The sequence below is a fragment of the Bacillus sp. UNC69MF genome, assembly GCF_000746035.1.
In the GTDB taxonomy this organism is placed as follows: domain Bacteria; phylum Bacillota; class Bacilli; order Bacillales; family Bacillaceae; genus Bacillus; species Bacillus velezensis.
Genome location: NZ_KN050800.1, coordinates 122,667 through 149,253, shown reverse-complemented (window position 1 = coordinate 149,253; position 26,587 = coordinate 122,667). Strand labels below are relative to the sequence as shown.

The 26,587-nt window shown below is 45.6% G+C and carries 26 protein-coding genes, 2 tRNA genes and 2 rRNA genes; 25 read left to right on the top strand and 5 right to left on the bottom strand.

The window, feature by feature from the left end:
- The 9 genes from BR62_RS0118865 to tsaD all read left to right on the top strand — a co-directional run.
- A 23S ribosomal RNA gene (locus BR62_RS0118865) occupies positions 1-164 on the top strand; the annotation flags it as partial.
- A gap of 50 nt (positions 165-214) precedes the next feature.
- Positions 215-330 (top strand): 5S ribosomal RNA (gene rrf, locus BR62_RS0118860).
- A gap of 19 nt (positions 331-349) precedes the next feature.
- Positions 350-426, top strand: a tRNA-Met gene (locus BR62_RS0118855).
- Between the two features lie 11 nt (positions 427-437).
- Positions 438-514: transfer RNA gene (locus BR62_RS0118850), tRNA-Asp, on the top strand.
- 182 nt (positions 515-696) lie between these two features.
- Positions 697-1,674: a thiamine-phosphate kinase gene (thiL, locus tag BR62_RS0118845; protein WP_015239288.1), complete on the top strand. Its 978-nt coding sequence runs from the start codon at positions 697-699 to the stop codon at positions 1,672-1,674.
- Positions 1,675-1,689: 15 nt separating this feature from the next.
- The gene (gene tsaE, locus BR62_RS0118840) at positions 1,690-2,166 is read left to right on the top strand and encodes a tRNA (adenosine(37)-N6)-threonylcarbamoyltransferase complex ATPase subunit type 1 TsaE (protein WP_007408853.1); all 477 of its coding nucleotides are present in this window, start codon (positions 1,690-1,692) and stop codon (positions 2,164-2,166) included.
- A complete protein-coding gene (gene tsaB, locus BR62_RS0118835) occupies positions 2,147-2,836 on the top strand; it encodes a tRNA (adenosine(37)-N6)-threonylcarbamoyltransferase complex dimerization subunit type 1 TsaB (protein WP_007408854.1) in 690 nt (229 codons plus the stop codon). Before tsaE ends, tsaB begins: the two co-directional genes overlap by 20 nt.
- 10 nt (positions 2,837-2,846) lie before the next feature.
- Complete coding sequence (gene rimI / locus BR62_RS0118830) at positions 2,847-3,302, top strand: ribosomal protein S18-alanine N-acetyltransferase (RefSeq protein ID WP_003155993.1); 456 nt, start codon at positions 2,847-2,849, stop codon at positions 3,300-3,302.
- Positions 3,295-4,335 (top strand): tRNA (adenosine(37)-N6)-threonylcarbamoyltransferase complex transferase subunit TsaD, encoded by a 1,041-nt coding sequence (gene tsaD, locus BR62_RS0118825; protein WP_007408855.1) that lies wholly within the window; start codon positions 3,295-3,297, stop codon positions 4,333-4,335. The genes rimI and tsaD overlap by 8 nt, the downstream gene beginning before the upstream one ends.
- 222 nt (positions 4,336-4,557) lie before the next feature.
- Here the strand turns inward: tsaD and BR62_RS0118820 are convergent, their stop codons facing one another.
- Positions 4,558-6,486, bottom strand: coding sequence for an ABC-F family ATP-binding cassette domain-containing protein (locus BR62_RS0118820; RefSeq protein ID WP_032871778.1), 1,929 nt, complete (start codon positions 6,484-6,486; stop codon positions 4,558-4,560).
- Positions 6,487-6,625: 139 nt separating this feature from the next.
- Between BR62_RS0118820 and moaC the strand changes: the two genes are divergently transcribed.
- The 4 genes from moaC to tatC are packed head-to-tail and all read left to right on the top strand — an operon-like array spanning position 6,626 to position 8,736.
- Positions 6,626-7,138 carry a cyclic pyranopterin monophosphate synthase MoaC gene (moaC, locus tag BR62_RS0118815; protein ID WP_032871777.1) on the top strand — a complete coding sequence of 171 codons (513 nt, stop codon included), beginning with the start codon at positions 6,626-6,628 and terminating at the stop codon, positions 7,136-7,138.
- Positions 7,135-7,782: a redox-sensing transcriptional repressor Rex gene (locus BR62_RS0118810; RefSeq protein WP_003155984.1), complete on the top strand. Its 648-nt coding sequence runs from the start codon at positions 7,135-7,137 to the stop codon at positions 7,780-7,782. Before moaC ends, BR62_RS0118810 begins: the two co-directional genes overlap by 4 nt.
- Before the next feature lie 18 nt (positions 7,783-7,800).
- Entirely contained in the window at positions 7,801-7,971 is a 171-nt protein-coding gene (locus BR62_RS0118805; protein WP_003155981.1) for a twin-arginine translocase TatA/TatE family subunit, read from the top strand.
- 6 nt (positions 7,972-7,977) lie between these two features.
- A complete protein-coding gene (gene tatC / locus BR62_RS0118800; protein ID WP_156097804.1) occupies positions 7,978-8,736 on the top strand; it encodes a twin-arginine translocase subunit TatC in 759 nt (252 codons plus the stop codon).
- A gap of 37 nt (positions 8,737-8,773) precedes the next feature.
- On the opposite strand, the gene BR62_RS0118795 is transcribed toward tatC, so the two are convergent.
- Both BR62_RS0118795 and BR62_RS0118790 read right to left on the bottom strand, forming a co-directional pair.
- On the bottom strand, positions 8,774-8,965 hold the full coding sequence (locus BR62_RS0118795) for a YdiK family protein (RefSeq protein WP_003155975.1): 192 nt from the start codon (positions 8,963-8,965) through the stop codon (positions 8,774-8,776).
- Positions 8,962-9,696, bottom strand: a complete 735-nt coding sequence (locus BR62_RS0118790) for a CPBP family intramembrane glutamic endopeptidase (protein WP_007408860.1) — start codon at positions 9,694-9,696, stop codon at positions 8,962-8,964. The genes BR62_RS0118795 and BR62_RS0118790 overlap by 4 nt, the downstream gene beginning before the upstream one ends.
- A 236-nt stretch (positions 9,697-9,932) precedes the next feature.
- Between BR62_RS0118790 and groES the strand changes: the two genes are divergently transcribed.
- The 4 genes from groES to BR62_RS0118770 all read left to right on the top strand — a co-directional run bounded on the left by groES (position 9,933) and on the right by BR62_RS0118770 (position 13,735).
- The gene (gene groES, locus BR62_RS0118785; RefSeq protein WP_003155970.1) at positions 9,933-10,217 is read left to right on the top strand and encodes a co-chaperone GroES; all 285 of its coding nucleotides are present in this window, start codon (positions 9,933-9,935) and stop codon (positions 10,215-10,217) included.
- Positions 10,218-10,258: 41 nt separating this feature from the next.
- Positions 10,259-11,893: a chaperonin GroEL gene (gene groL, locus BR62_RS0118780; protein WP_003155941.1), complete on the top strand. Its 1,635-nt coding sequence runs from the start codon at positions 10,259-10,261 to the stop codon at positions 11,891-11,893.
- A gap of 417 nt (positions 11,894-12,310) precedes the next feature.
- Entirely contained in the window at positions 12,311-12,883 is a 573-nt protein-coding gene (locus tag BR62_RS0118775) for a hypothetical protein (protein WP_025284352.1), read from the top strand.
- Between the two features lie 462 nt (positions 12,884-13,345).
- Positions 13,346-13,735, top strand: coding sequence for a hypothetical protein (locus tag BR62_RS0118770; RefSeq protein WP_025284353.1), 390 nt, complete (start codon positions 13,346-13,348; stop codon positions 13,733-13,735).
- 197 nt (positions 13,736-13,932) lie between these two features.
- On the opposite strand, the gene BR62_RS0118765 is transcribed toward BR62_RS0118770, so the two are convergent.
- Entirely contained in the window at positions 13,933-16,410 is a 2,478-nt protein-coding gene (locus BR62_RS0118765; protein ID WP_032871775.1) for a tetratricopeptide repeat protein, read from the bottom strand.
- Between the two features lie 200 nt (positions 16,411-16,610).
- On the opposite strand from BR62_RS0118765, the gene gutB reads away from it, so the two are divergent.
- From gutB to BR62_RS0118725, 8 genes are all read left to right on the top strand, one after another.
- Entirely contained in the window at positions 16,611-17,672 is a 1,062-nt protein-coding gene (gene gutB, locus BR62_RS0118760) for a sorbitol dehydrogenase (RefSeq protein WP_032871774.1), read from the top strand.
- A 73-nt stretch (positions 17,673-17,745) separates the two neighbouring features.
- Positions 17,746-19,122, top strand: a complete 1,377-nt coding sequence (locus BR62_RS0118755; RefSeq protein WP_032871782.1) for an MFS transporter — start codon at positions 17,746-17,748, stop codon at positions 19,120-19,122.
- A 101-nt stretch (positions 19,123-19,223) separates the two neighbouring features.
- Positions 19,224-20,186: a carbohydrate kinase family protein gene (locus BR62_RS0118750; RefSeq protein ID WP_032871773.1), complete on the top strand. Its 963-nt coding sequence runs from the start codon at positions 19,224-19,226 to the stop codon at positions 20,184-20,186.
- Positions 20,187-20,417: 231 nt separating this feature from the next.
- Positions 20,418-20,735 carry a YjdJ family protein gene (locus BR62_RS0118745; RefSeq protein WP_032871772.1) on the top strand — a complete coding sequence of 106 codons (318 nt, stop codon included), beginning with the start codon at positions 20,418-20,420 and terminating at the stop codon, positions 20,733-20,735.
- 114 nt (positions 20,736-20,849) lie between these two features.
- Positions 20,850-21,536, top strand: coding sequence for a PspA/IM30 family protein (locus BR62_RS0118740; protein ID WP_015239300.1), 687 nt, complete (start codon positions 20,850-20,852; stop codon positions 21,534-21,536).
- A 50-nt stretch (positions 21,537-21,586) separates the two neighbouring features.
- The gene (locus tag BR62_RS0118735) at positions 21,587-22,612 is read left to right on the top strand and encodes a TFIIB-type zinc ribbon-containing protein (protein WP_007408871.1); all 1,026 of its coding nucleotides are present in this window, start codon (positions 21,587-21,589) and stop codon (positions 22,610-22,612) included.
- The gene (locus BR62_RS0118730; RefSeq protein WP_015239302.1) at positions 22,612-23,373 is read left to right on the top strand and encodes a TPM domain-containing protein; all 762 of its coding nucleotides are present in this window, start codon (positions 22,612-22,614) and stop codon (positions 23,371-23,373) included. The genes BR62_RS0118735 and BR62_RS0118730 overlap by 1 nt, the downstream gene beginning before the upstream one ends.
- A gap of 26 nt (positions 23,374-23,399) precedes the next feature.
- Positions 23,400-24,404, top strand: coding sequence for an SPFH domain-containing protein (locus tag BR62_RS0118725; protein ID WP_032871771.1), 1,005 nt, complete (start codon positions 23,400-23,402; stop codon positions 24,402-24,404).
- Positions 24,405-24,445: 41 nt separating this feature from the next.
- On the opposite strand, the gene BR62_RS0118720 is transcribed toward BR62_RS0118725, so the two are convergent.
- Positions 24,446-26,377 (bottom strand): acyltransferase family protein, encoded by a 1,932-nt coding sequence (locus BR62_RS0118720; RefSeq protein WP_032871770.1) that lies wholly within the window; start codon positions 26,375-26,377, stop codon positions 24,446-24,448.
- Between the last annotated feature and the right edge of the window lie 210 nt (positions 26,378-26,587).

Sequence of the window (26,587 nt, the reverse complement as noted above, 5' to 3'; positions counted from 1 at the left end):
GGATAAGTGCTGAAAGCATCTAAGCATGAAGCCCCCCTCAAGATGAGATTTCCCATTCCGCAAGGAAGTAAGATCCCTGAAAGATGATCAGGTTGATAGGTCTGAGGTGGAAGTGTGGCGACACATGGAGCTGACAGATACTAATCGATCGAGGACTTAACCAATTTGAATGTATGCTTACTGTTATCTAGTTTTGAGAGAACACTCTCAATGGTTTGGTGGCGATAGCGAAGAGGTCACACCCGTTCCCATGCCGAACACGGAAGTTAAGCTCTTCAGCGCCGATGGTAGTCGGGGGTTTCCCCCTGTGAGAGTAGGACGCCGCCAAGCTTTTCTAAAATTTTATCATCGCGGGGTGGAGCAGTTCGGTAGCTCGTCGGGCTCATAACCCGAAGGTCGCAGGTTCAAATCCTGCCCCCGCAACCAAAAAAATAAATGGTCCGGTAGTTCAGTTGGTTAGAATGCCTGCCTGTCACGCAGGAGGTCGCGGGTTCGAGTCCCGTCCGGACCGCCATTTTTATTGTAAACGAAACGATCATGTTTTCGTTTTTTTTGTGTTTTCTTTTAAATGCTGGCAGCTTGGTATCTAACCAAGCTTTCTTTTATATCGTTAAAGTCTTGGATATTGAAACATAATCCGATACACTAGAAAGAGCTGTATTTCACAAGAGCGTCAGAAAGGGAGACGGAAGATATATGGATGAGTTTGATTTGATTCACAGTATTACGCCGCATTCGCATTATCATTCTTCCGTCGATGTAGGGATCGGTGATGATGGTGCGGTTTATACAGCGTCACCCCATATGCAGCAAATTGTCTGCCTTGATACAATGGTGGAGAATGTCCATTTTAAATTAGAGTATTCCTCTCCTCATGATATCGGTTATAAGGCGCTTGCTGTTAACATTAGTGACGTTGCGGCGATGGGAGGCATTCCGAAGTTTTATTTGGTGTCTCTAGCGGTTCCTTCTTGCTGGCAGAAAGCTGACGTCCAGGCAATGTATGAAGGAATGGCGGAACTGGCGAAACTATATCAAATGGATTTGATCGGGGGAGATACCGTCTCCGCTTCCGGTCAAGCCGTAATTACCGTTACTGTCATCGGAGAAGTTGAGAAGGATTGCGCTTGTCTGCGAAGCTCGGCAAGACCCGGAGATGTTGTGTTTGTTACAGGGGATATCGGTTCGTCTGCAGCAGGACTGTCTCTTTTGTTGGGAGAAACACTCCCTTCTGCTTTTCATACGACTGATTATTTTATCCAAAAACATAAACGGCCCGTTCCGAGAGTTCAGGTCGGCCGCTTCTGCTCTCAGCTTCAGCGCGCGGCTCTGAATGATATCAGTGACGGATTGGCTAGTGAGCTGCATGAAATAGCTGGGGCAAGTTCAGTTACGATAGAAATTGAAGAACAACTTCTGCCGGTGCATCCGGATTTGCCCGAGGCAAATTCTGAGTGGAAGAAATGGGTGTTATTCGGCGGTGAAGATTTTGAATTGGTTGGAACGGTTTCTCAGCAAGAGTGGACCTCTCTGCTTGATTACTGCACTCAATCGGGCATTCCGATTGCGAAGATAGGAGCGGTATCTGAACGGAAGGAAGCATGTGTTCTTTTGACAGCCAATGATCAGAGACAAATCGTCCTTGAGAAAAAAGGATACAATCATTTTAAATAAGACGGGTGACTCACTTTGAAGACATTACAATGGAGAACGAAAAACCCCGAAGAAACGAAAGCCGTAGCCAAGCTTGCCGCTTCTTTGGCAAAGCCGGGAGACATTTTGACACTGGAAGGCGACTTAGGCGCGGGAAAAACGACTTTTACAAAGGGTTTTGCCGAAGGACTGGGAATCACGAGGGTGGTAAACAGCCCGACTTTTACAATTATAAAAGAATACCATGACGGTTCGCTTCCTCTATATCATATGGATGTGTATCGTATGGAGGATGAAAGCGAAGACTTAGGGCTTGAAGAATATTTTGAGGGACAAGGCGTCTGCTTAATTGAATGGGCTCATTTAATTCAGGATCAGCTGCCTGCTGAACGGCTGCAGATCGTTATCACAAGAGCCGGTGATGAGGCAAGGGACATTACCTTTACGGCTTGCGGAACACGGTATGAAACGCTTTGTGAGGAGATAAATAAACATGACAATACTGGCAATTGATACGTCAAATTACACGTTGGGTGCCGCGCTCGTTCGTGACAAAACGGTGATGGCGGAGTATATTACATATTTAAAAAAGAATCATTCCGTGCGGGCCATGCCTGCTGTCAATTCATTGCTGAAGGATTGCGGCCTAACACCGCAGGACCTTACGAAAATAGCGGTGGCGAAAGGACCGGGTTCGTACACAGGTGTCAGAATCGGTGTGACGCTGGCAAAAACATTGGCATGGTCGCTGAAGCTTCCGGTTTCCGCTGTCTCGAGTCTGGAGGTGCTGGCGGCTAACGGACGGCACTTTCAAGGACTGATCTGCCCGTTATTTGATGCCCGGCGCGGACAGGTATATACGGGACTTTATGAATATCAGGACGGCCGATTACAATCCGTTCTTCCTGATCAGAATGTCCTTTTGACTGATTGGCTCGGCATGCTGAAAGAAAAAGCGTCTCCGGTTTTATTTTTAGGGCACGATACAGCCATTCATGAAGAAACCATTCTGCATGAGCTGACATCTCAAGCAGTGATTGGAACGGCTGCACAGCATAATCCGCGGCCGTCAGAGCTGGCGTTTTTAGGCTTGGAAAAAGAGGAAGCGGATGTCCACAGCCTTGTTCCGGATTATTTGCGTCTGGCAGAGGCTGAAGCGAAATGGATGGAATCTCAAAAATAGGGTGATAGGGATGAAAACGAAAACGGCGATTCGAAGCATGCGTCCGGAAGATATTGATCAAATTTATGAAATTGAAACAGCATCCTTTACTTCTCCGTGGACGAAGGATTCATTTTATCATGAGCTTTTGGAAAATCCGTATGCCCACTACCTTGTCATTGAAAAGGACGGCTGTCTGGCGGGGTATTGCGGAATCTGGATTATTATAGATGACGCGCAGATTACGAACATAGCCATTAAGCCGGAATATCGGGGCCAATCATTGGGAGAAGCGCTGTTTCGCTCTGCGATAGAATTGTGCAGAGAAAAAAAGGCAAGAAGGCTCTCTCTCGAAGTCAGGGTCTCAAATCATCCCGCCCAATCCTTATATAAAAAATTCGGTCTTCAGGCCGGAGGAATCAGAAAACAATACTATACAGATAACGGAGAAGATGCGTTATTAATGTGGGTGACATTACATGAGTGAAAAACAAGATATTTATGTATTAGGAATCGAAACAAGCTGTGATGAAACAGCGGCCTCGGTTGTAAAAAACGGGAATGAAATTATTTCAAACGTTGTCGCTTCTCAAATTGAAAGCCATAAACGTTTCGGCGGGGTCGTGCCTGAAATAGCGTCCAGACATCATGTGGAGCAGATTACCCTTGTGATTGAGGAAGCTCTTTCAAAAGCGGAGATGGGCTTTGATGATCTTGATGCGATTGCCGTAACGGAAGGACCCGGACTTGTCGGAGCCCTGTTAATCGGAGTCAATGCGGCAAAGGCGTTAAGCTTTGCCCATCAAATACCGCTAGTCGGCGTCCATCACATCGCGGGCCATATTTATGCAAACAGGCTGATAGGAGAGCTTCAATTCCCGGCGCTTGCTTTGGTTGTGTCAGGCGGACATACGGAATTGGTTTATATGAAAGAGCACGGTTCATTCGAGGTTATCGGTGAAACGCTGGATGATGCCGCAGGCGAAGCTTACGACAAAGTGGCAAGAACAATGGGGCTTCCTTATCCGGGAGGGCCGCAGATTGATAAGCTGGCTGCTGTGGGAACGGATTCCATTCCGCTTCCGCGTGCGTGGCTGGAAGAAGGGTCTTACAATTTCAGCTTCAGCGGCCTGAAGTCAGCCGTGATTAACACGCTTCATAACGCCTCGCAAAAAAATGAGGTGATTCCTCCGGAGGATCTTGCCGCAAGCTTTCAGCAGAGTGTCATTGATGTACTGACGGCAAAAACCTCTAAGGCCGCGAAAGAATACGGGGTTAAACAAGTGCTGCTGGCAGGGGGCGTAGCTGCTAACAAAGGGCTGAGAGCCGCACTGCAGCAGGAATTCAGTCATTCGGGAGATCCCGAGCTTATCATCCCGCCGCTTTCTTTATGCACGGACAATGCAGCGATGATTGCGGCTGCCGGAACCGTTGCTTTTGAAAAGGGAATTCGGGGCTCATATGATATGAACGGACAGCCCGGTTTGGAATTAACATCCTTTGATCGTCTCACGTTGTAAAACGTGAGGCTTTTTTTACTTATTAACAGATAATTCTAACATATCCACAGGATTGTGTATATATCCAGAAATCCAGACTGGATAAGGGACTGTAAGTTGTTAGTAAAGTGGATAAAGTCAGAAAATTTTGTGGATAGTGTGTATAAAACGCTTACTTACATGGCTGACAAGGAGGATAGCTGTGGATAAAAAAGCACCCCTTAAAGAGGTGCTTGACGTTTTCTATTCTTCTGAGGAGAGTTCTTCCCATTCTGCTAATAAGTTTTCGAGCTCTTGATTCAGAGCTTCATTCTCCGCATGAATGGTCTGTACCTTTTCATGATCCTGATACACGTCAGGATCGCACAGCAGCTCCTCATTGTCGCTGATTTTATCTTCGGCGGATGAGACGGCTGCTTCAATTTCTTCAATGCGTCTCAGGCGCTGCCGTTCTTTCTTCTTCCATTCTTTTTCTTCCTCGTAAGTTCTTTTCGTATCCTGTTTGACCTTGCCGGCAGGCTGAGCCTGCTCCTTTTCCTGCCGCTTCATTTCTTCCAGTTCCAGCAGCTGGGCTTTTTTCTCGGTGTAATAGTCATAGTCACCCAAATATTCTTCTGCATGATCCGGAGACAGCTCCAGCACCCTTGTGGCGATCCTGTTAATAAAGTAGCGGTCATGCGATACAAATAACAGTGTTCCCGGGTAGTCGATCAGGGCGTTTTCCAGCACCTCTTTACTGTCCAGGTCAAGGTGGTTTGTCGGTTCATCAAGGATGAGAAAGTTTGCTTTTTGAAGCATCAGCTTGGCAAGCGCGACTCTTGCTTTCTCCCCGCCGCTTAACGAGCGGACCGGTTTCAGGACATCGTCTCCGCTGAACAGGAAGTTGCCGAGGCATGTCCTGATCTCTTTTTCCGGCATGTCCGGATATTCATCCCACAGCTCGTCCAGCACGCGTTTGGACGAGGTCAGTTCAGCCTGCTCCTGATCGTAATAGCCAATTGTGACATTGGAACCGTACGTGATCGATCCGGATTCCGGACTGATTGTATTCATAATGGTTTTCAGCAAGGTTGATTTGCCGATTCCGTTCGGTCCGACGAGGGCGGCGCTTTCGCCTCTTGTAATGCCGAAGGTCAGGTTTTTCAAGAGCGGAGGCTTGCCGTCATAGCTGATAGAAACATCCTGTACGCGCAGGACGTCGTTTCCGCTCTGTTTTGTAATGTCAAAACGGAAGGCGGCTGATTTTTCATCCCCGAGCGGCTTTGCCATGACGTCCATCCGTTCAAGCTGTTTTCGTCTGCTTTGAGCTCTTTTCGTTGTAGAAGCTCTGGCCAGATTGCGGTCGACAAAATCTTGAAGCTTGGCGATTTCGTCCTGCTGTTTTTCATACAGCTTCAGGTCTTTCTCATACTGCTCAGCTTTTTGTTCTAAATAGGCGCTGTAGTTGCCGAGGTATTTTTTGCTTTCTGTCCGTGAGACCTCGTACACTTGGCTGACGACTTTATCAAGAAAGTATCTGTCGTGGGAAACGATCAGGATCGCGCCTGAATATCCCTGTAAATAATGCTCAAGCCATGTAAGCGTGTCGATGTCGAGATGGTTCGTCGGTTCATCCAGAATAAGCAGATCAGGCTGGGTCAGCAGCAGCTTTCCGAGCGCAAGCCTTGTTTTTTGACCGCCGCTCAGGCTTTGCACTTTCACGGAATCGTCAAATTTTCCGAAGCCGAGGCCGTGAAGGATAGATCGGACATCCGCTTCATATTGATAGCCGCCTTTATCCTTGAAATCCTGCTGAAGCCTGTCATAGGTTTTCATCAGCGTCTCAAGCTCCGCCGGGGCGGCCGTGGCCATCTTTTCTTCAATAGAGCGCATCTCTTTTTCCATTGCTTTCAGGAAATCAAAAACGCTCAGCAGTTCTTCTTTTATGGTAAGCTGGGATTCCAATCCTGTGTGCTGGGCAAGATATCCCATCGTTAATTCTTTCGGTTTGATTAATTCACCCTTTTCATATGAAAGGTGACCTGCGATAATTTTAAGGAGAGTTGATTTGCCGGCTCCGTTTCTGCCTACTATGGCGATGCGATCCCGAGATCTGACTTCAAGCTTTATATTGTTTAAAATAGGATCAGCGCCAAAAGATTTGGATAGCTGATTAATTTGTAAGATCATCATATTATTTCACCTCTGTTATAATAAGTTAAGTGTAGCTTATCAACCTGCTGTCAGCAAACAATACATCAGAATTGGAACATTATAGGATAAGACATCAGGGAGAAAATAGTGTATGATCAGAAGTAAGGAGAGTTTAAATATGAATGGATTTTCTCATTTTAATGAAGAAGGCCGTGCCCGCATGGTGGATATAAGCGATAAATCTTCAACAGTCCGTACTGCCGCTGCGATATCCAGCGTACACATGAAGCATGACGTGTACAGCAGAATTAAAAACCGCGAGATCGGAAAAGGAGACGTGCTGGCTGTCGCACAGGTGGCCGGAATTATGGCCGCAAAACAGACGTCAACGATTATCCCGATGTGCCACCCGCTTTCTTTAAGCAGCGTCGACATTTCATTCGGCTGGGAGGAAAAGGATTCCGAAGCCGTTCTTCATATACAGGCAAGCGTAAAAACGAAAGGGAGTACAGGTGTGGAAATGGAAGCGCTAACTTCCGCTTCAGTCTGCGCTTTGACCGTGTATGACATGTGCAAGGCGCTGGATAAAGGTATGGTCATCGGCCCGACCTGCCTCATGGAAAAAACAGGAGGCAAAAACGGTGATTTTAAAAGAGATGCATCTGAGTATAAAGTGGAGGACCAATCATGAACAAGGATCAATCAAAAATTCCACAGGCGACGGCAAAACGGCTGCCGCTTTATTATCGCTTTTTAAAGAATTTACACGCGTCAGGAAAACAGCGCGTTTCATCCGCTGAACTGAGCGACGCGGTAAAAGTCGATTCGGCCACGATCCGCCGGGATTTTTCCTATTTCGGGGCGCTCGGCAAAAAAGGATACGGCTATAATGTGGATTACCTGCTGTCATTTTTCAGAAAAACACTGGATCAGGATGAAACGACGAACGTCATTTTGATCGGTGTCGGGAATTTAGGGACGGCGTTTCTTCACTATAATTTCACAAAAAATAATAACACAAAAATATCTATGGCTTTTGATGTGAATCAGAGTAAAATAGGAACTGAGGTAGGCGGTGTGCCTGTCTTTGATCTTAATGATTTAGAGCTTCACATTAAGGATGAACCCGTGGCGATTCTTACCGTTCCTGCGGTTGCCGCCCAGTCAATCACCGACCGGCTCGTGTCGCTCGGAATCAAGGGAATCCTTAACTTTACGCCGGCCCGTTTGAATGTGCCGGATCACATTCGAATTCATCATATAGATTTAGCTGTAGAGCTTCAATCATTGGTTTATTTCTTGAAGCATTATTCTGTTTTGGAAGAAATTGAATAGCGAAAGGAGGAGCTGCACATGATCGGTCCTGGAAGCCTGGCGGTTATCGGTGTGGTGGCGGTGATTATTTTCGGTCCGAAGAAGCTTCCCGAATTAGGAAAAGCGGCGGGGGACACGCTTCGTGAATTTAAGAACGCTACTAAGGGATTAGCCGGTGAAGAAGAGGAAAAAAAGAAAGAAGAACAGTAAGATAGGATGACGCGTATGAGAGTGAATCAAATGACGCTTGTGGAGCATATTGCCGAACTTCGGAAACGATTGCTGATTGTGGCGTTATCCTTTACGGTTTTCTTTATTGCCGGCTTTTTTCTGGCAAAACCTATCATTGTGTATCTTCAAAAAGCCGATGAAGTAAAAGAGCTCACCCTTAATGCTTTTAACCTGACGGATCCGCTGTTTATCTTTTTGCAGTTCGCGTTTATCATCGGCATCATTTTGACTTCGCCGATTATTCTCTATCAGATTTGGGCGTTTGTCAGCCCGGGTCTGTATGAGAAGGAGCGCAAAGTAACACTCAGCTATATTCCGATTTCGATCGTGCTGTTTGTCGGCGGTGTGTCGTTTTCTTATTATATTTTATTTCCGCTGGTCGTTGATTTTATGAAGCGGGTTTCGAATGACCTGGATGTCAACCAGGTGATCGGGATCACCGAGTACTTTCATTTTCTGCTGCAGCTGACGATTCCGTTTGGGCTGCTGTTTCAGATGCCGGTGCTGATCATGTTTTTAACGAGACTCGGTGTTATCACGCCGATGTTTTTATCGAAGATCAGGAAGTACACGTATTTTGTGCTGCTTGTGATCGCCGCGATGATTGCGCCGCCTGAGCTGCTGTCTCACTTGATGATTACCATTCCGCTTTGCATTTTATACGAGATCAGTATCCTGATTTCAAAAGCGGCGTATCGGAAAAGGCAGACCGGCAGTGAATCCGATCAGGACGTATCAGCATAAAAAAGCCATTTCTCAATGATGAGAAATGGCTTTTCTTTTATTTTTGGTTTTTCTTCACTTTAAATGAGAAAGCGAACATTTTAAACGAGATGCTGATATTATAAGCGGCGAAAACCATCAGCAGTATGGAATAAAAAGACCACATGCTTCCCGGAGAGCTTGCGGCCAAATACGTAAAGATACAGCCGACTGCGAAATAAATCAAGCCCCAAGTCATTGGGTTCCTCATACAAACAATCCTCCAATAATTAATTGCATTTGCTCACTATGCTGTTCAATATATTTTTGGGCGGGGCCGAGCTGCATGACCACGACAATGGTATTCATCATGACATGGGCGAATATCGGCACAATAATCCGTTTCGTCTGCACATACAAGAACGCAAAGGTAAAGCCCATGGCCGTATACAGCAGCAGGTGCGTGAGGTCTTGATGCACAATGCCGAAAATGACGGAACTGATCAGTCCGGCGATAAAGAAATTCGTTTTTTCATATAATACACCGAAGATGATCTTCCGGAAAATGATTTCTTCAAGAATCGGCCCGACGATAGAAGAAACGATAATCATGAGCGGCATGGCTTTAATAATGCTGAGAATGGCTTTCGTGTTTTCGGAACCGCTGCCCACATGAAAGACATACTGCTCAATCATCCCGGCGATTCCCTGAGAAAATAAAGCGAGCCATATTCCCGCGACCGCCCAGAGAACGGACATGCCGGCGGATGCTTTCTTCCCGTTTCTTAATGTCTGCTTCGGCGCGGTTCTCAAAATCAAGAGAACGATAATCAGGCAGATGAAAAAGCTTACGACGGAATAAATCCCCTGAGCCATGGTGAGATTCGCATTCGTAGGGTGCCCGCCCGCATAGCCGAATTTGTACATTAAAGGAATGCCGATCAATGCGGAAAGCTGCATGATAACATATGTCAAAATGATATACCAATACTGTTTTCTCAAATGATATGTACTCCTTTATCCTATAAAATCAACTTATTTGTTCTTATTGTAACACAAGTGAACTTGACGTGAAAAAAGGAGAAAATCAGTGTGAGAGAGAATCATGTAAGCGTGAAAATTTTTTATTCTTATGACTTGAAATTGGAAGTGAGATTCTTTATTATAATAACTGTGTTAGCACTCTTTAGAGCTGAGTGCTAAAATTACATATTCATACTATTGAGGAGGTTATTACATTGTTAAAGCCATTAGGTGATCGCGTTGTCATTGAACTCGTAGAATCTGAAGAAAAAACTGCCAGCGGAATCGTATTACCGGATTCTGCAAAAGAAAAGCCGCAAGAAGGCAAAATCGTGGCAGCCGGTTCAGGTCGCGTGTTGGAAAGCGGAGAGCGCGTTGCTTTAGAAGTAAAAGAGGGCGACCGCATTATCTTCTCAAAATACGCCGGTACTGAAGTGAAATACGAAGGTACTGAATACTTAATCTTACGTGAAAGCGACATTTTAGCTGTAATCGGCTAAGCAAATAAATATTTTTAAAAATTCGAGGAGGTTTCGTTAACATGGCAAAAGATATTAAGTTTAGTGAAGAAGCACGCCGCGCTATGCTTCGCGGTGTCGATGCGCTTGCTGACGCTGTAAAAGTAACTTTAGGGCCAAAAGGACGCAACGTGGTTCTGGAGAAAAAATTCGGTTCTCCGTTAATTACAAATGACGGTGTGACAATCGCAAAAGAAATTGAACTTGAAGATGCGTTTGAAAACATGGGTGCGAAGCTTGTAGCTGAAGTAGCCAGCAAAACAAACGACGTTGCCGGTGACGGTACGACGACTGCGACTGTACTTGCGCAGGCTATGATCCGCGAAGGCCTTAAAAACGTAACTGCGGGGGCTAACCCTGTCGGCGTGCGTAAAGGTATGGAACAAGCCGTGACTGTAGCAATCGAAAACTTAAAAGAAATTTCTAAGCCGATCGAAGGCAAAGAGTCTATCGCTCAGGTTGCTGCGATCTCTGCTGCTGATGAGGAAGTCGGAAGCCTTATCGCTGAAGCAATGGAGCGCGTAGGAAACGACGGCGTCATTACAATCGAAGAGTCTAAAGGATTCACGACTGAGCTTGAAGTTGTGGAAGGTATGCAATTCGACCGCGGATATGCGTCTCCTTACATGGTGACTGACTCTGATAAGATGGAAGCGGTTCTTGACAATCCTTACATCTTAATCACAGACAAAAAAATCACAAACATCCAAGAAATCCTTCCTGTGCTTGAGCAAGTTGTACAGCAAGGCAAACCATTGCTTCTGATCGCTGAAGATGTTGAAGGGGAAGCTCTTGCTACACTCGTTGTCAACAAACTTCGCGGCACATTCAACGCTGTTGCCGTTAAAGCTCCTGGCTTCGGTGACCGCCGTAAAGCAATGCTTGAAGACATCTCTGTTCTTACAGGCGGAGAAGTGATCACAGAAGACTTAGGCCTTGACCTGAAATCTACTGAAATCGGACAATTGGGACGCGCTTCTAAAGTTGTGGTAACGAAAGAAAACACAACAATCGTAGAAGGCGCCGGCGACACTGAAAAAATCGCTGCACGCGTCAACCAAATCCGCGCTCAAGTGGAAGAAACAACTTCTGAATTCGACAGAGAAAAATTACAAGAGCGTCTTGCGAAACTTGCCGGCGGCGTAGCTGTCATCAAAGTCGGCGCTGCGACTGAAACTGAGCTGAAAGAGCGTAAACTTCGCATCGAAGACGCCCTCAACTCAACTCGCGCAGCTGTTGAAGAAGGCATCGTATCCGGCGGTGGTACAGCGCTTGTCAACGTATACAACAAAGTCGCTGCAGTGGAAGCTGAAGGCGATGCGCAAACAGGTATCAACATTGTGCTTCGCGCGCTTGAAGAGCCGATCCGTCAAATCGCGCACAATGCAGGCCTTGAAGGATCTGTCATCGTTGAGCGCCTGAAAAACGAAAAAATCGGCGTAGGCTTCAACGCTGCAACCGGCGAATGGGTAAACATGATCGAAAAAGGTATCGTTGACCCGACAAAAGTGACACGTTCTGCTCTGCAAAACGCAGCTTCTGTAGCAGCAATGCTCTTAACAACTGAAGCGGTTGTCGCTGACAAACCGGAAGAAAACGCCGGCGGCGCAGGAATGCCTGACATGGGCGGCATGGGCGGTATGGGTGGAATGATGTAAAAAATTATGATCCCTGTTTGGACATAAGGGGTTGCCAGATGTAATGCCATACGAGGTCTCTCACAAGTTCAATGAATTTGTGAGGGGCTTTTTTTATTTCTATCATTCATCTCAAATTACGAATGAATGATGCTAATTTATTTAAGTTAGCATCGGCTATAGTACAAGATACTCTCAATTTTCCAAAAACAGATTTAATAATTCATTTGAAGCAGTTACTAAGGATGCAGAGTGCTATTTAAACACCAACAATCCTGTCTATCTGAAATTTAAACATCATTTTACTGTTAATAATTATACCCAAGAGGATGGTCAAACAATTGCACAAGCATTTGCAGATTGCCTTAAAGAAAAATAAAATCTGAATAATTAATTCTTCCCAAAAGTAATGCACATTATGAGGGGGCGCATATCATTGTGATACAGTTAAAGATTATATATAAGGCAGTATTAGTAATTTTAATAAGTGCCTGTTTATTATTGTTTAATGGATGGTATTTTCATAAATGTATTATTGATCCGCATTACTACCAATTAACAGATTTTTCGGAAGAAGATATTCAAATTTTTGAGCATTTTTATAATATTGATCTACCTTCAAACACGAAGTTTATTAAAGCAGAGCAATTTGAAACAGGGGTAGGTAATTATTCTGCGATTTTGTACGTAGCATTACCTGCCAAAAAGGTAAAGCCTTTAGTTTCTGACTATTCTTATATGCCTATCTTTTATAACAATAGGTATACAGTATTTTATGGTGTTAATATTACAAGCAGCAATAAGGAAACAGCACAAATTACATTTGGAGCAGACGATAGTTCGCTGAATGGTTCTTTATGGAGTAAGCAAGTAAGGAATCTCTTAGAATCGAAAGGGAAGTATATTGGCGTTTCAGATGAAACTTATGTTATTTCTGCGTTTTTAATTAACGTCGTTTTTATTGCATTACTTGTTTGGATCTTGAAAAAGAGCAGAAGAACTAGAGTTTGAATTAAGAAATATTTGAACTCACCAGCATAATGTTGATTAGGAATACTTAAGGGTATATCGGACAGAAAGAGTTTTCATTGCACAGATCTTTATTAAATAATAACACTAAACCAATTTTAAATGCAGTTCAAGGGTATTAGAATAGTCTTGTTTAATAGTATGGAAGAAAGAGAAAGGGGAAACATGAGGAACTTATCATGCTGTTATTCACATTGTGTTTTCTACCCCATATCCATTGGGCGCTTGGAAGGACACCTTGGCAAAGGTTTTATAGATGATACTATACTTCAAATTTTAAGCTTCATTTCACAAAAATCTTAAATTTGCATTAATATTATAAATTTCTATCATACTTATTCATTTCTCGGAAGAAAGATATGGAAAAACCTCTGTTTTTTTTAGGAAAATATGTTATTATAATTTTGGATTTAAAATATTAAAAAGAAAAGAGGAATTCTAAAGATGAAAAAGTTAGTAATGACCCTGTTTACAGCAGTACTTTTGGGAGTTGCTATTTTCGCAGGTGGGTCAGAAGCCTTAGCTATGGATTCGAAAGGTACAATCAAATTTAAAACAGATGCTAATACATATACGAAAAGTGCTACTTCCATTGTAGTTACGGGTACTTTGGCTAGGGATTTAGATAATGGCTTTTCAGTAATTATCTTAAATAATAAAGGTAAAGTATTTGCCAGAAAAGATATTTCGCATAGTATTGGTTCACGTAATTTTCGTGTGAGTTTTTCAACGAAAAATCTTCCTGCAGGTAAGTATGATGTGCAAGTTGGACAGGATTGGGGAGGAAGATATTGGTCAGGTGAACTAAAACATTATATTACAGTACAGCATTAATACGGCTGTATAAGTATTAACCTCATGTTGTTAAAAAGTTTAACTTTAGAAATTTGTTTTCTGTGAAAAATTAATTTTTCAATCAAGGTATCTTAATCAATTTACTGTACTGATAAAGATACCTTTTTATCTTTAAAAACAACAAGGTCATGAGTGTTTTTCAAAGCTCTTACCGCTAGCCGCAATGTATTTGTCTTTTAAATGAGAATATCCATTTGCTCCACCTCACCCCGAATCCCAATCCCAGGCTCCCACGAATCAATCAGACGAATCGCCTTTTGATTAGCTTCTATCGCTTTCGTAGTTTCTCCTTTTCGATACAACAGCTGTGCCATTCCGTAATGATAGTAAATCAGTTCAACTTGATTGGCGTTGTGTTTGTCATAGAGCATTTGTTCAAAGGCTTTTTCCGCTTTTTCGAGTTGATCACACTTGACGTAAGCCATGCCCAGGTTAAAATAGGCTTCTATCGTTTTTTCGCCGCCGTATGCGGCGCTGGTGGTGTTTGCCGCTTCGTATAATGTGATGGCTTCTTCGTAGTGAGAGCGGGCGAAACTCAGGTCGCCGCGGACCAGAAGAACCCTGTGCCGGATAATGGGCGAGACGGGCTGATCTTTGATGCCGTCCAGCATTGCTGCCGCTTTGTCCGGTTCTCCGATTTTTAACAGCAGCCTTGCTTGCAGGGCGATTCCCCATACTTTCAAGTCATCGTGATCCGGCGCGCCTGATTGTTCGAGTATCTTCAGGCCGGCTTCTATTTGCCTGAGAGCTTCGTCTGAATCGTTGACTTCCATCAGCGCCCAGCCTGCCGTGTCGATCCGAAAGTAAGCTTCCCGTGTGTGTTCGCCTGATTGATGGGCGGCATCGGCAGCTTTTAATCCGTATTCGATTCGCAGGGGCAGGCTGATTCTGCTTAGAAAATGGCTGATACGGATGATGAGTTTGATCAGGATTTCATGTTGTCCGGTTTCGCTCGACCATTCGATGACCTTCAGGATATTCGGCCATTCCTTTTTCATTTGCTCTAAATTCCGTCCCAGCAGGTAGCTCCAATAGATGGAATTCGGCTGTTCCCGTTTTATATGGGTTTCCGCATAATCCATATAATAATGCGCCCAGCGGCTTCGGGCTTCTTTTGCAAAATCATGATTTTCGGATAAGTGCTGTTCTCCGTAAGCGACAACAGTTTGATGGGCTGAATATTGAATTCTTCCTTCGCTTCGTTCCGGCTGTATTAAAGCATATGACCGCATTTGCTCAATCGCGTAATGAAAACGGCGGGCGTCTAATCCGGCCGCTTGAGCCAAGCTTTTTTCGTCAGGGGGTTTAGCGAAAAAGCAAAGCGTCTGCCATAGTTTTCGTGTGTCTTCATGACATCTGTCCCATGTGCGGCCAAAGAGAACCTCAAACAATTCCAATAATGAGTAACCCGCTTGTTTAAGCTCTTGAATGAGCTGGGGAGCGGGGATGTCGTCGTCTGACATGTATGCAATGCTGAGTGCCATGGCCTTCGGGTTGCCGGCGGCTGCCGAGACAAATTCATTCTTAAGGTCAGGCGATAGCTGCAACAGCTGCTCCAGCTTTTCCCGTTTATGCGGGAGATTGCATGTTTGCAGACAGCGATGCACTTCTTGATGAAAAAAATCAAGGGCATCCGTTTGTTCAAGACCGCTCAGCTGGATGGCCGCCAGTTCTCCGAAGCCGTCCCGGTATGTCTGTTTTACATTTTCACGTGCCGTAAGGAGGACTTTTACGCCTTGCGGAAGGCCGATGATAAATTCGTGAATGTCACGTTCCGCTGTATCAATGCCGTCAACGATCAGCAGCACGGGTTTTTCATTTGCATGAGCGGCTAATGCATTGCGGACAACGAACCGTTTTTCGTTAATGGATTTGTCGATTTGTTCGGTGCGTCCGAGCTGGTAGGCAATCGTGTTTAAAAAATCGCTGAAGCTTAATCCTTTCCAGTCAGCGCTGATCCAGATGATGCTGTTGAATGCCGGCCAATCTGGTGAACCGCCGGCACAAAGGTAGGCTGCTTCAAGAGCGATTGTTGTTTTTCCCATGCCGGCCCAGCCGGTGAGTAAACAGACCGGTGACGGAGACAGCATCCATTGCCGAATCGCCTCTATATCAAAGTCGCGGCCGATAAAGTTCCCCGTCCGGCGTGACGGTAAGTTATGCGTGACGGACTTTCTTGTAAGCGCATTCGTTTCGTGGCTTGGTCTGTCATGAAACAGCCGCTTTACTGCTTTTTCAACATCGTCATCACTCGGCGCTCCGAATGATCCGTCTTTCCGGAGTATTTTTGCTTTTTTAAGACAAGACGCCGTCCAAACAGGCAATGCGGGTTTGATGACGGGAATGGTTGTGGTTTCCAGAAGGCCGGTCAGCCATTCAGGATCCATATCAGTCTTTTCTATAATGATCCAGAACATGCCGAACAGCTTTCCGTCATCAATTCGTCCGGGAATGTAGTTTGCGCCCATCTGTCCGATCCAGCTTTTGATCGTGTTAGAGGAAACGCCTATTCGGAGTGCGATTTGATCTATATAAGACTGTCCGGATTTTACGTTCTTTGTCCTTTTAATTTTGAAATCAGGATGATGTTTCAGCGATTTGACGGCAGGTGCCAGCAGTTCTGCAAATTGTGCCCGGTTTTCAAGTTCAGCCATTAGCCTGCACCTCCTATTAGTACTATTTTATCAATTCAGTGTTTTTTGTATATGAAAAAATAAAAAGTACAGTGCGGCTGTCCTTTTATACAGCAGGAAAGGCTGTTGTACGTATGGAAAAGCAGATAAAATAGGGGCAGTAATAGAGAAAACAAAAATGTATACACTTACATTTCAAAGCAGAGAAAGGATTTTGCCAAATGACTCACACAGTGCCTCAAAATATGAAAGCGGCGGTTATGCACAACACGAGAGAAATCAAAATCGAAACATTGCCCGTGCCTGACATCAATCATGATGAAGTGTTAATTAAGGTGATGGCTGTCGGAATTTGCGGATCTGATCTGCATTACTATACAAATGGCAGAATAGGCAATTATGTAGTGGAAAAACCATTTATCCTCGGTCATGAATGCGCGGGAGAAATTGCCGCCGTCGGATCGTCTGTCGATCAATTCAAGGTGGGAGACCGTGTCGCCGTCGAACCCGGTGTCACATGCGGACGCTGTGAGGCGTGCAAGGAGGGGCGTTATAATCTTTGCCCGGATGTACAGTTTTTGGCGACACCGCCGGTTGACGGCGCGTTTGTCCAATATATCAAAATGCGCCAGGACTTTGTTTTCTCGATTCCGGATTCACTATCCTATGAAGATGCGGCTTTGATTGAACCGTTTTCTGTCGGCATTCATGCGGCCTCGAGAACGAAGCTTCAGCCCGGTTCAACGGTTGCGATCATGGGAATGGGCCCTGTGGGGCTGATGGCCGTTGCGGCAGCGAAAGCATACGGGGCAGGCACAATCATTGTGACCGACTTGGAGCCGCTGCGGCTAGATGCCGCGAAAAAAATGGGCGCGACGCATGTCATCAATGTCCGGGAACAGGATGCCGGTGAAGAAATCAAAACGATCACGAATGGCAAGGGCGTTGATGCTGCCTGGGAAACAGCGGGGAATCCGGCGGCATTGCAATCCGCACTGGCTTCCGTGCGCCGGGGCGGAAAACTGGCGATTGTCGGCTTGCCTTCTCAGAACGAGATTCCGCTCAATGTGCCGTTTATTGCAGATAACGAGATTGATATATACGGAATCTTCCGTTATGCGAATACGTATCCGAAGGGAATTGAAATTCTCGCTTCCGGCATAGTGGACACGAAGCATCTTGTAACGGACCAATATCCGCTGGAGCAGACGCAAGAGGCGATGGAACGGGCCTTTCAATACAAAAATGAATGCTTAAAAGTGATGGTGTATCCTAATCGCTGAGTGAACGGGGAGGATCTTTGCATTCTCCCTCTTGCTTATCAAAAATGAAAACGGATTCTTGGGGTGGGAAATAATGATTGAAACAGAAAAAGCAGCGGCAGTAAATACGAAATATCGCGGCCTGTCCTGGATGGAACGGATCGGCTACGGATTCGGCGATATGTCGTACAATATTATCTTTCAGTTTGTAAACGCATACTTATTATTCTACTATACAGACGTCGGCGGCATTAAGCCTGCGGTCATCGCAGCTTTGTTTCTTATCGTAAGGGTGCTGGACGCTGTATTTGACCCGATTATGGGCGTGATTTTAGACAAGACGAATACAAGATGGGGAAAGGCAAGGCCGTATCTTTTGTGGGTGGCGTTTCCTTTTGCGCTATTTACGTTCTTATGCTTCACGACCCCTCATTTCGGCGAGACGGGGAATATGGTTTATGCGTACATCACTTATATTCTGCTTGGGATGTCCTTCAGCATGCAGACGATTCCGGTCAACAGCTTAACGGGGCGGATGACGAATTCCGTGAAGGAACGGACGGTTCTGACGACGACCCGGATGATTTTGGTTTATATCGGAATTCTGTTATCGATTTCCTGTGCGACACCGCTTGCGGACGCCATCGGCGGGAAAGATCAGGCGTTTGGATTTCAGATGACGGCGCTTATCTATGCGGCGGTGAGCATCGCATTGAATCTGTTCAGCTTTTTTACTGTGCGGGAACGGATTCAGCCTGAAAAAAGAAAAAAACAAGGAATGAAAAAGACGTTGTCCGTTTTGTTCCGAAACAAGCCTTTGCTCATTTTGGTTTTTGCATTTTTGGCGTTTGCGATTGGGTTTAACATTAAGCTCAGCACGATGGTGTACTATTTTACGTATAACGTCAGCCATAAGGAATTTGTGTTTTTAGGAACCGTGTTGTTTTTCGGCGCGGCGCTGATCAGCAATCTGTTTATTCCTTTCTTTTCTGAGAAGCGGGGCCGGAAGCAGGTTATGATCATCACGGCGGCGCTATCGCTGATTTCTTATGCGGGCCTTCAGTTTACATCGTATTCTTCGCTGCCGCTTATTTTCTTTTGGCTTTTCGTTTCGGGATTTTTCACAACGCCTTTAAATACGCTTGCTTGGGGAATGGTTGCCGATTGTGTCGATTATGCGGAATGGAAAACCGGAGTCCGGGCTGATGGCGTGGTGATTTCGAGCATGAGTTTCATCAATAAGCTCGGAGTTGCGTTAGCCGGGTCATTTTCGGCCGTTTATCTCGGAATCGCCGGATATGCCGCGAATACCGATCAGACGGCCTCGTCATTGAATGCGATTAAAAATATGAATGCGCTCATCCCGGGATTGTTCATTCTGCTGTCTATTATTCTTATTTCTTTTTATCCTTTAACTGAAAAAAAATATCAGCAGATGATGTCTGATCTGGAACAAAGGGCTGCCAGATAAGTATACGTAAAATTTAAAATATTCTATGTAAACGGTTGTATTTATGACAGAAAGCACTATACTGAAACTATAATCGAGAATTGATAAATGAGTGTGATAATGTGGGAAGCCAATCTGTTATTTGTATTGGAGAATTGTTAATTGATTTCTTTTGTACCGATGTGGATGTTGATTTGACGGAAGGGCGTAATTTCTTAAAAAGTGCCGGCGGCGCACCGGCGAATGTGTCGGCAGCGATTGCTAAGCTGGGCGGAGACGCGGCTTTCAGCGGAAAAACAGGCAAAGATCCGTTCGGGTATTTTCTGAAGCAGACATTGGACGCCGCACATGTCGATACCTCTATGCTTGTCATGGATGAGAAAGCGCCTACAACGCTTGCGTTTGTTTCATTAAAACAAAACGGGGAGCGCGACTTTGTGTTTAACAGAGGAGCGGACGCTTTGTTTACGCTGGATGATATTGATCAGGAAAAGGTAAACGATGCCAAAATCCTTCATTTCGGATCAGCGACGGCATTGTTATCTGATCCGTTTTGCTCAGCCTATTTACGGCTGATGTCGATTGCGAAAGACAATGGACAGTTTATTTCCTTCGATCCTAACTACCGTGAGGATTTATGGAAAGGAAGAGTTTCAGAGTTTATAAACACCGCAAAAAAAGCCGTTGCCGTAAGTGATTTTGTGAAAGTCAGTGACGAAGAGCTTGAGATCATCAGCGGTGCGAAGGATCATAAAGAAGGTGTTGCGGTTCTTCATGAGCTCGGGGCCGGCATTGTTGCGGTGACACTCGGGAAAAGCGGAACCCTTCTTTCAAATGGGAAGGATATTGACATCATTCCGAGCATTCCGGTGACATCAATAGACTCAACGGGAGCGGGAGATGCGTTTGTCGGCGCGGCGCTGTATCAGCTGGCGCGCACGGATGAGATTCAGACGGCAGCCGAAGACTTTGCGAAGCTGCGTGATATTGTCTCATTTGCCAATAAGGTAGGGGCGCTCGTGTGCACCAAAATCGGTGCGATCGATGCTTTGCCGAGTTTAAAAGAGGTTGAAGTATCACTGTAAAATATCGAGGATGCTTCTTGAAAGTCATCGGACTTCGGGAAGCATCCTCTTTATTTAGGTCTGAAACCCTTTTCGATATACGGTATACTTTAGAAAAGCATCCAGTAAATTGAACCGATGTGAAGTACATACAATCACGTTTTTATCAGTTCTGAGTAAAACCAAGTTTCTGCTGCTGCCGTCATGTATAGTGTGACGGCCTATGATATTGACCGCGGAGGAATGTTTTTCATGAAACATGTTTTTCTTATTGTGCAATGCGCGTTTTCTGTTTTTTGTTTTCTCTGTCTCGCCGCTGTGAATTGGTATCAGGGGAGTGAGCTTGTTTCTGATTCGTTTGATTGGAATGATACGGCGAAATTTTCAAAGCTTTTGAATAGGACGGATACGATTACAAGTCCTGAACAGATTTCGCAGCTTGATTTCTTTGTGTATGCTGCGAAACATTATCCGTTAATGAGCGGGTTGATGATCGGGCTGTTTGTTTATTTTTTGTTCTCACTGTATCTGGTCATAAAGAATTTCCGCCGGCACAAATGGGCTGGATGAGACTATTTTCATATAAAAATACATAAATTCATGAGAAAATGAAACTTTTTTCGAAAAAAACAGTATAGATAACTATGAACTTGTTACTATTTAATTTTGGGAGGAAAATGAAAAATGAGTATTTTAGGAAGATTTAAAGACATCATGTCAAGCAATATCAATGCGCTGCTGGATAAAGCTGAAAACCCTGAAAAAATGGTTGATCAATATTTGCGGAATCTGAACAGTGATTTAGGAAAAGTGAAAGCGGAGACGGCTTCTGTCATGGCTGAGGAACAGCGGGCGAAAAGAGCGTTAACAGAATGCCAGGCTGATGCCGAAAAGATGGAAAGTTATGCGATGAAAGCGTTGCAGGCCGGCAATGAAGCCGATGCGCGGACATTTTTGGAAAGGAAAGCGGCTGTTGAATCAAGACTGACTGAGCTGCAGACGGCTTATCAGCTCGCTTCTTCCAACGCCTCTCAAATGCGCAAAATGCATGACAAGCTTGTCGCTGATATCGGAGAGCTTGAGTCGCGCCGAAATGCCATCAAAGCGAAGTGGTCTGTGGCAAAAACGCAGGAGAGAATGAACAAATTGGGGTCCTCTGTGTCAAATGCGGGCCAATCGATGACAGCTTTCGGCAGAATGGAAGACAAGGTCAACCAAGCGCTTGATCATGCCAATGCGATGGCTGAGCTGAACGCGTCTCCGAAAGACGATATTGACGATCTGACGGCTAAATATGACAGCAATCAAAGCAGTGTCGATGATGAATTGGCGGCGCTTAAGCAGAAAATGCTTTTCAGTAAAGATCAATAGACAGCGGGCTGCAGCTTTGTCCGATATAAAGAGAAAGTGAGAGAAACAGAATGATCATTTCTTATAAATGCCCGAACTGCGGCGATGATATGGTCTTTGACAGTTCATCCGGCATGCTGACATGTCACAGCTGCGGGCGGCAGGATCAGATTGAAAGCCTGCCAAAGGAGTATATAACGACGAGATTTTCCGAAAATGAGGCGAACGAGTACCGCTGTGAAAATTGCGGCGCGGTATTAATGACTGAGGCGGAAACGACGGCCACGACGTGCGGGTTTTGCGGAGGAGCCGCCGTTCTCGCCGACCGATTATCGGGAAATCTCGCGCCTTCGATGGTGATCCCTTTTACGATCAGCAAGGAAGAAGCCATGAGCGCTTTTAAAAAGTGGTGCCGAAACGGCCGTCTGACACCGAAAGGGTTTATGACTGCCGATCGGGTGAAGAGCATAACCGGCATGTACGTGCCGTTTTGGATGTTTGACTTAAACAGCAAGGTTCAGGTCAATGCCGTTTGTACGAGAGTGCATCACTATGAAGATGGAGAATACCGGGTGACGGAGACCGAGTATTACAACGCGTACCGCGATATCAATCTTGATTATCTCAAAATTCCGGTCGACGCTTCAGAAAAAATGAATGATGAATTAATGGACAAATTGGAGCCTTACTCATACAGTGAGCTGAAGGAGTTTAATACGGCCTATTTAGCGGGATATATAGCGGAAAAGTACAATTATACCGATGACGATCTCTTTCCGCGGGCGAAGGATAAAATCAGCCATTATATTGATTCTTATATCAGATCCACCTTCTCCGGATATACGACGGCTGATATTACGGATGAGCAGATTCAGACCGATAAAATCAGCAGCTTTTACGTACTGCTTCCGGTCTGGATGGTCAGCTACGACTATGAGCGGGCTGAGCACATTTTTGCGATGAACGGGCAGACGGGCAAGGTTGTCGGCAAACCGCCGATCAGTGCCGGAAAAGTGGCCGCGTGGTTCGGCGGCATAACCGCCGGTGCGTTTTTAGCATTAAGACTCGTCTCACTTATGATAGGAGGCGGTTTTTGATGAAAGTATCGATAAAAAAAGCGTGTCTCTTCTGCTTCGTCCTTTTTCTGATGCTGTCTTTTGGTTTACATACATCGGCGTCTGCCGCGGAACAGAAGCAATATGTTTATGACAATGCTCATTTATTAACGAAGGATGAAACGAAGAAACTTGAGGAATTGGCCGGGAAGCTCGGGGCAAAGCGCCATACCGATTTTATCATTCTTACCGCAAACGGAACGGGCGGTAAGGACATCGAGCAGTACGCCGGTGATTTTTATGACAGTCATTTTAGCGGAAGCACGGCGATTTTGACCATTGATATGAAAAAGCGGGAAGTATTTATCTCCGGATATAAAAAGGCGGAGACGTATTTGAATAACAGCCGGCTGAATACGATCAGAAATACGATCTCGTCAGATATTTCCGCAGGCCATTATGAAAAGGCGTTTCAGACCTACATCAAGATGGCTTATAAAGATATGGGGAAAAGCCCGGACGACAAGTCTGACAATCTGCTGCTCACATGGTGGTTTCAGCTCATTATTGCCGCAGCCGCGGCCGGAATCGCCGTCACTGTGATGGTGTACAATTCCGGCGGCAAGGTCACCGTCACCGGCAGCACGTATATGGATCACGATACGTCTGAAGTGCTGAGCCAGCACGACACATATATCCGAACCGACGTTACAAGAGAAAAAAAGCCTGATAAAGATAATGACAATGACGGCGGAGTCACGAGGGGCGGCACGAGTTACAGCGGAAGCAAGGGAAGTTTTTAAATTATATGTAAAGGATTTGAGCATACATGGGTTTTTTCAGAAATCAGTTAGCAAATGTGGTGGAATGGGAAGAATTCAGAGATGACATGGTTTTCTATAAATGGAACAACCGTGAAATTAAAAAAGGCAGCCGTCTGATCATCCGGCCGGGACAGGATGCCATCTTTTTATACAACGGGAAGATTGAAGGGATTTTCCGTGATGACGGCGATTATGATATCGAATCAGAAATCATTCCGTTTCTATCTACACTAAAAGGGTTTAAGTTTGGCTTTAACAGCGGCATGCGGGCTGAAGTGCTGTTTGTGAATACGAAGGAGTTCACCGTGAAGTGGGGCACAAAAAACGCCATCAACATTCCGGCGGCAGGTATGCCGGGCGGTATGCCGATCCGCGCAAACGGCACATTTAACTTCAAGGTCATTGACTACATCGGATTGATTGATAAGGTTGCGGGTGTCAAAGACAGCTATTTAGTGGAGGACATTAAAATCCGGATTACGTCTATTCTCGATCAGCTTTTGATGAAATGGATCACCAGAGAAGGAAAAGACATGTTCAATCTGCAGTCGAATTCCTTTGAAATCGGAAAAGGGATTCAAGAAGATCTTGATATGCAGCTGATCGGAGACGGCATGTCGATTACGGGCTTCAATATTATGAGCTTTAATTATCCGCAGGAAGTTCAGGATATGATTACGAAAAACGCTTCTTACGGCATGGTGGGCGATGTGAACCGCTATCAGCAGATTTCCATGACGGACGGAATGTCATCCGGCAAAATGAGCGGAAGCGGCGCCGCCTCAGACATGGCGGGCATGATGATGGGAATGAATGCGGCAAATCAAATGATGAACCAAATGAACCAAAATCAGCAGAACCAGCCGCAGCAAGATCAAAGTCAGCAGAATCAGGGGACGGCACCGGCGAACGGCTCGGAAGGAGCGGCTAAGCCGAAATTCTGTCCGAACTGCGGAACGAAAACGGAAGGCGCGAATTTTTGCCCGAATTGCGGACAGAAGCTTGCGTGACGATATACGAAAAAGAGGCCTTTTTGGGGCCTCTTTTTTTGTCATGATTTCATTGTTTGAACGATGAGGGATGTCAGCGCTTTAGACCCCTCAGGTATGAGATGGACGCCGTCCGGTGTGAAGTATTCAGGGTGCTGCAATGCTTTTGCGTGCCAATCGACAAGCGTCACATTTTTCCGTGACTCGGCCTGCCGGCGCAATGACTCGTTTACTTTGCTTTCCCACTGCCGCGGCACACGTGTGTTGACAAGATAGATATCGGCTTTTGAAAAGGAGCTGATCAGTGATTCAATTTGGCTGTTTGTGAAATAGCCGTTCGTCCCTAACTCGATGATGACCGCTTTGTTCGGCTGATTAAATGACGCATATTCCGAAGTGAGCTGGAGTGCTTGAGAGACTTGTCTTCCTACCTTTCCGTCGATGGTGACATGAGGGAGGGACTGCCGCAGGTATGACGCAATGTCCAGCATCACCGAGTCACCGATGGCCAGCACGTCTTGCTGAGGCTGTGTTTGTTTTGAATCAGCCGTTTTTTGAGATGACCGTTCCTTTTTCTCGTCGGTTTTCTTCGTATCTGATTTGTCTGTTGGTTCTTTCTTGTTTTTGTCTGACGCGGTATCCGTTTTTTCGCCGCCGTGTTTTTTCTTGCTGTCATCTTCTTTTGCCGGTTGATCGTGATCGGCCGTCTTGTGCGAAGAGGCGGCGGTTTCTTGCTGATCATTTTGCGCGTACGTCCATTGCGGCTGTTTTTTCTCTTCGGCTATTCCTGACAGCCCGCCCGCAAATACGAGAATGGCGGCAAGAATAAGGCCGAGCGACATTCTGCTGATGACAGAGGACGTCTTCCATTCCAAAAAGCGATTCAGAAACACGCGGCGTAAAAATGGCCGGAAGCCCGCAGTGCGGATCGGCTGTTCAATGAAATGGTAAGATAGCTCGGCAAGAATGAAAGTGGCGCCGATTCTGACGGCGCAGTGCCAATAAACCGGATTTCCGATTTCCTGCACGGGTGTGCTCAGTACGATAACCGGGTAATGCCAAAGATAGATTCCGTATGATCTCGTTCCGATCCAGCGAAGCGGCTTCCATGAAAGAACATGTCCCAAAAAGCTGCTCGGATGGCATAAACATGCGACAAGAACCGCTGCGGTGATGCTGATCAAAAGCATGCCGCCCTTGTACAGGAAGGGTTCATATTCATCCGTGTAAAAGACGCAAAGCAGCAGCGCGGCAAAAGCGGCAAGCTCCGTCCCGTGAAGCAGGTGTTTCATGCTGCTCGGCAGCCGTTTGGAAGATAATCGTTTCATCGGCCACACTAAAGCTAAAGCGCAGCCGATCAGCAATTCAAATGAGCGGGTATCCGTCCCGTAATAAACGCGGCTCGGATCTCCGCCGGGCACATACATCATACTCATTACGACTGCCGAACATAACGCGAGGAACATGACCGCGGCCGCAAGCCGGGCCCGTGTTTTACATATGTACATTCCCGCAAGCAGCAGGAAGGGCCATATGATATAAAACTGTTCTTCAATCGCCAGCGACCAAAGGTTTTTTAATGGCGAAGGGGAGCCGAAGCTGTCGAAATAAGAAAGCTGATGAAAGATAAACCACCAATTGCTTATGTAAAAAAGTGAGGAGACCGCATCCCCGCGTACGGTATGCAGGAGCTCGCTGTTAAACAATACGACCCAAATGACCGTCGTGATAATCATGAGATAAGCCGCCGGCAGAAGCCGCCTGATCCGGCGCACCCAAAAATCACGCAAATCAAGGGTGATGGCATTGCCTTGGGCAGGCAATATAATAGATGTAATTAAATACCCCGATAAAACAAAAAAGATATCAACACCAATGAAACCGCCGTCGGCCCAGTTAAAATTCAGATGATATGCGATAACTGCGAGGACGGCAAAGGCGCGAAGTCCATCCAGTCCGGGAATATAGCGGTGATGCAGTGACTTGTCTGACATGGTATTCCTCCAATAATGTGTGCGGAAATTCTCGCTGTTTTGCGGATGGCTATGGCAGATTTCTGTACAGTCTTCCATTTGTTCCGTTAATTAGACGCATTCGGAAGGGGATTTTGTTTCAGAAAAAATGAATGAAATGCTGTGATTTTCTTAAACTTTTCAGCCCCCGTCCGGCGTCTGTTATATGAAAAGGGTCCATTGTGCATCTTG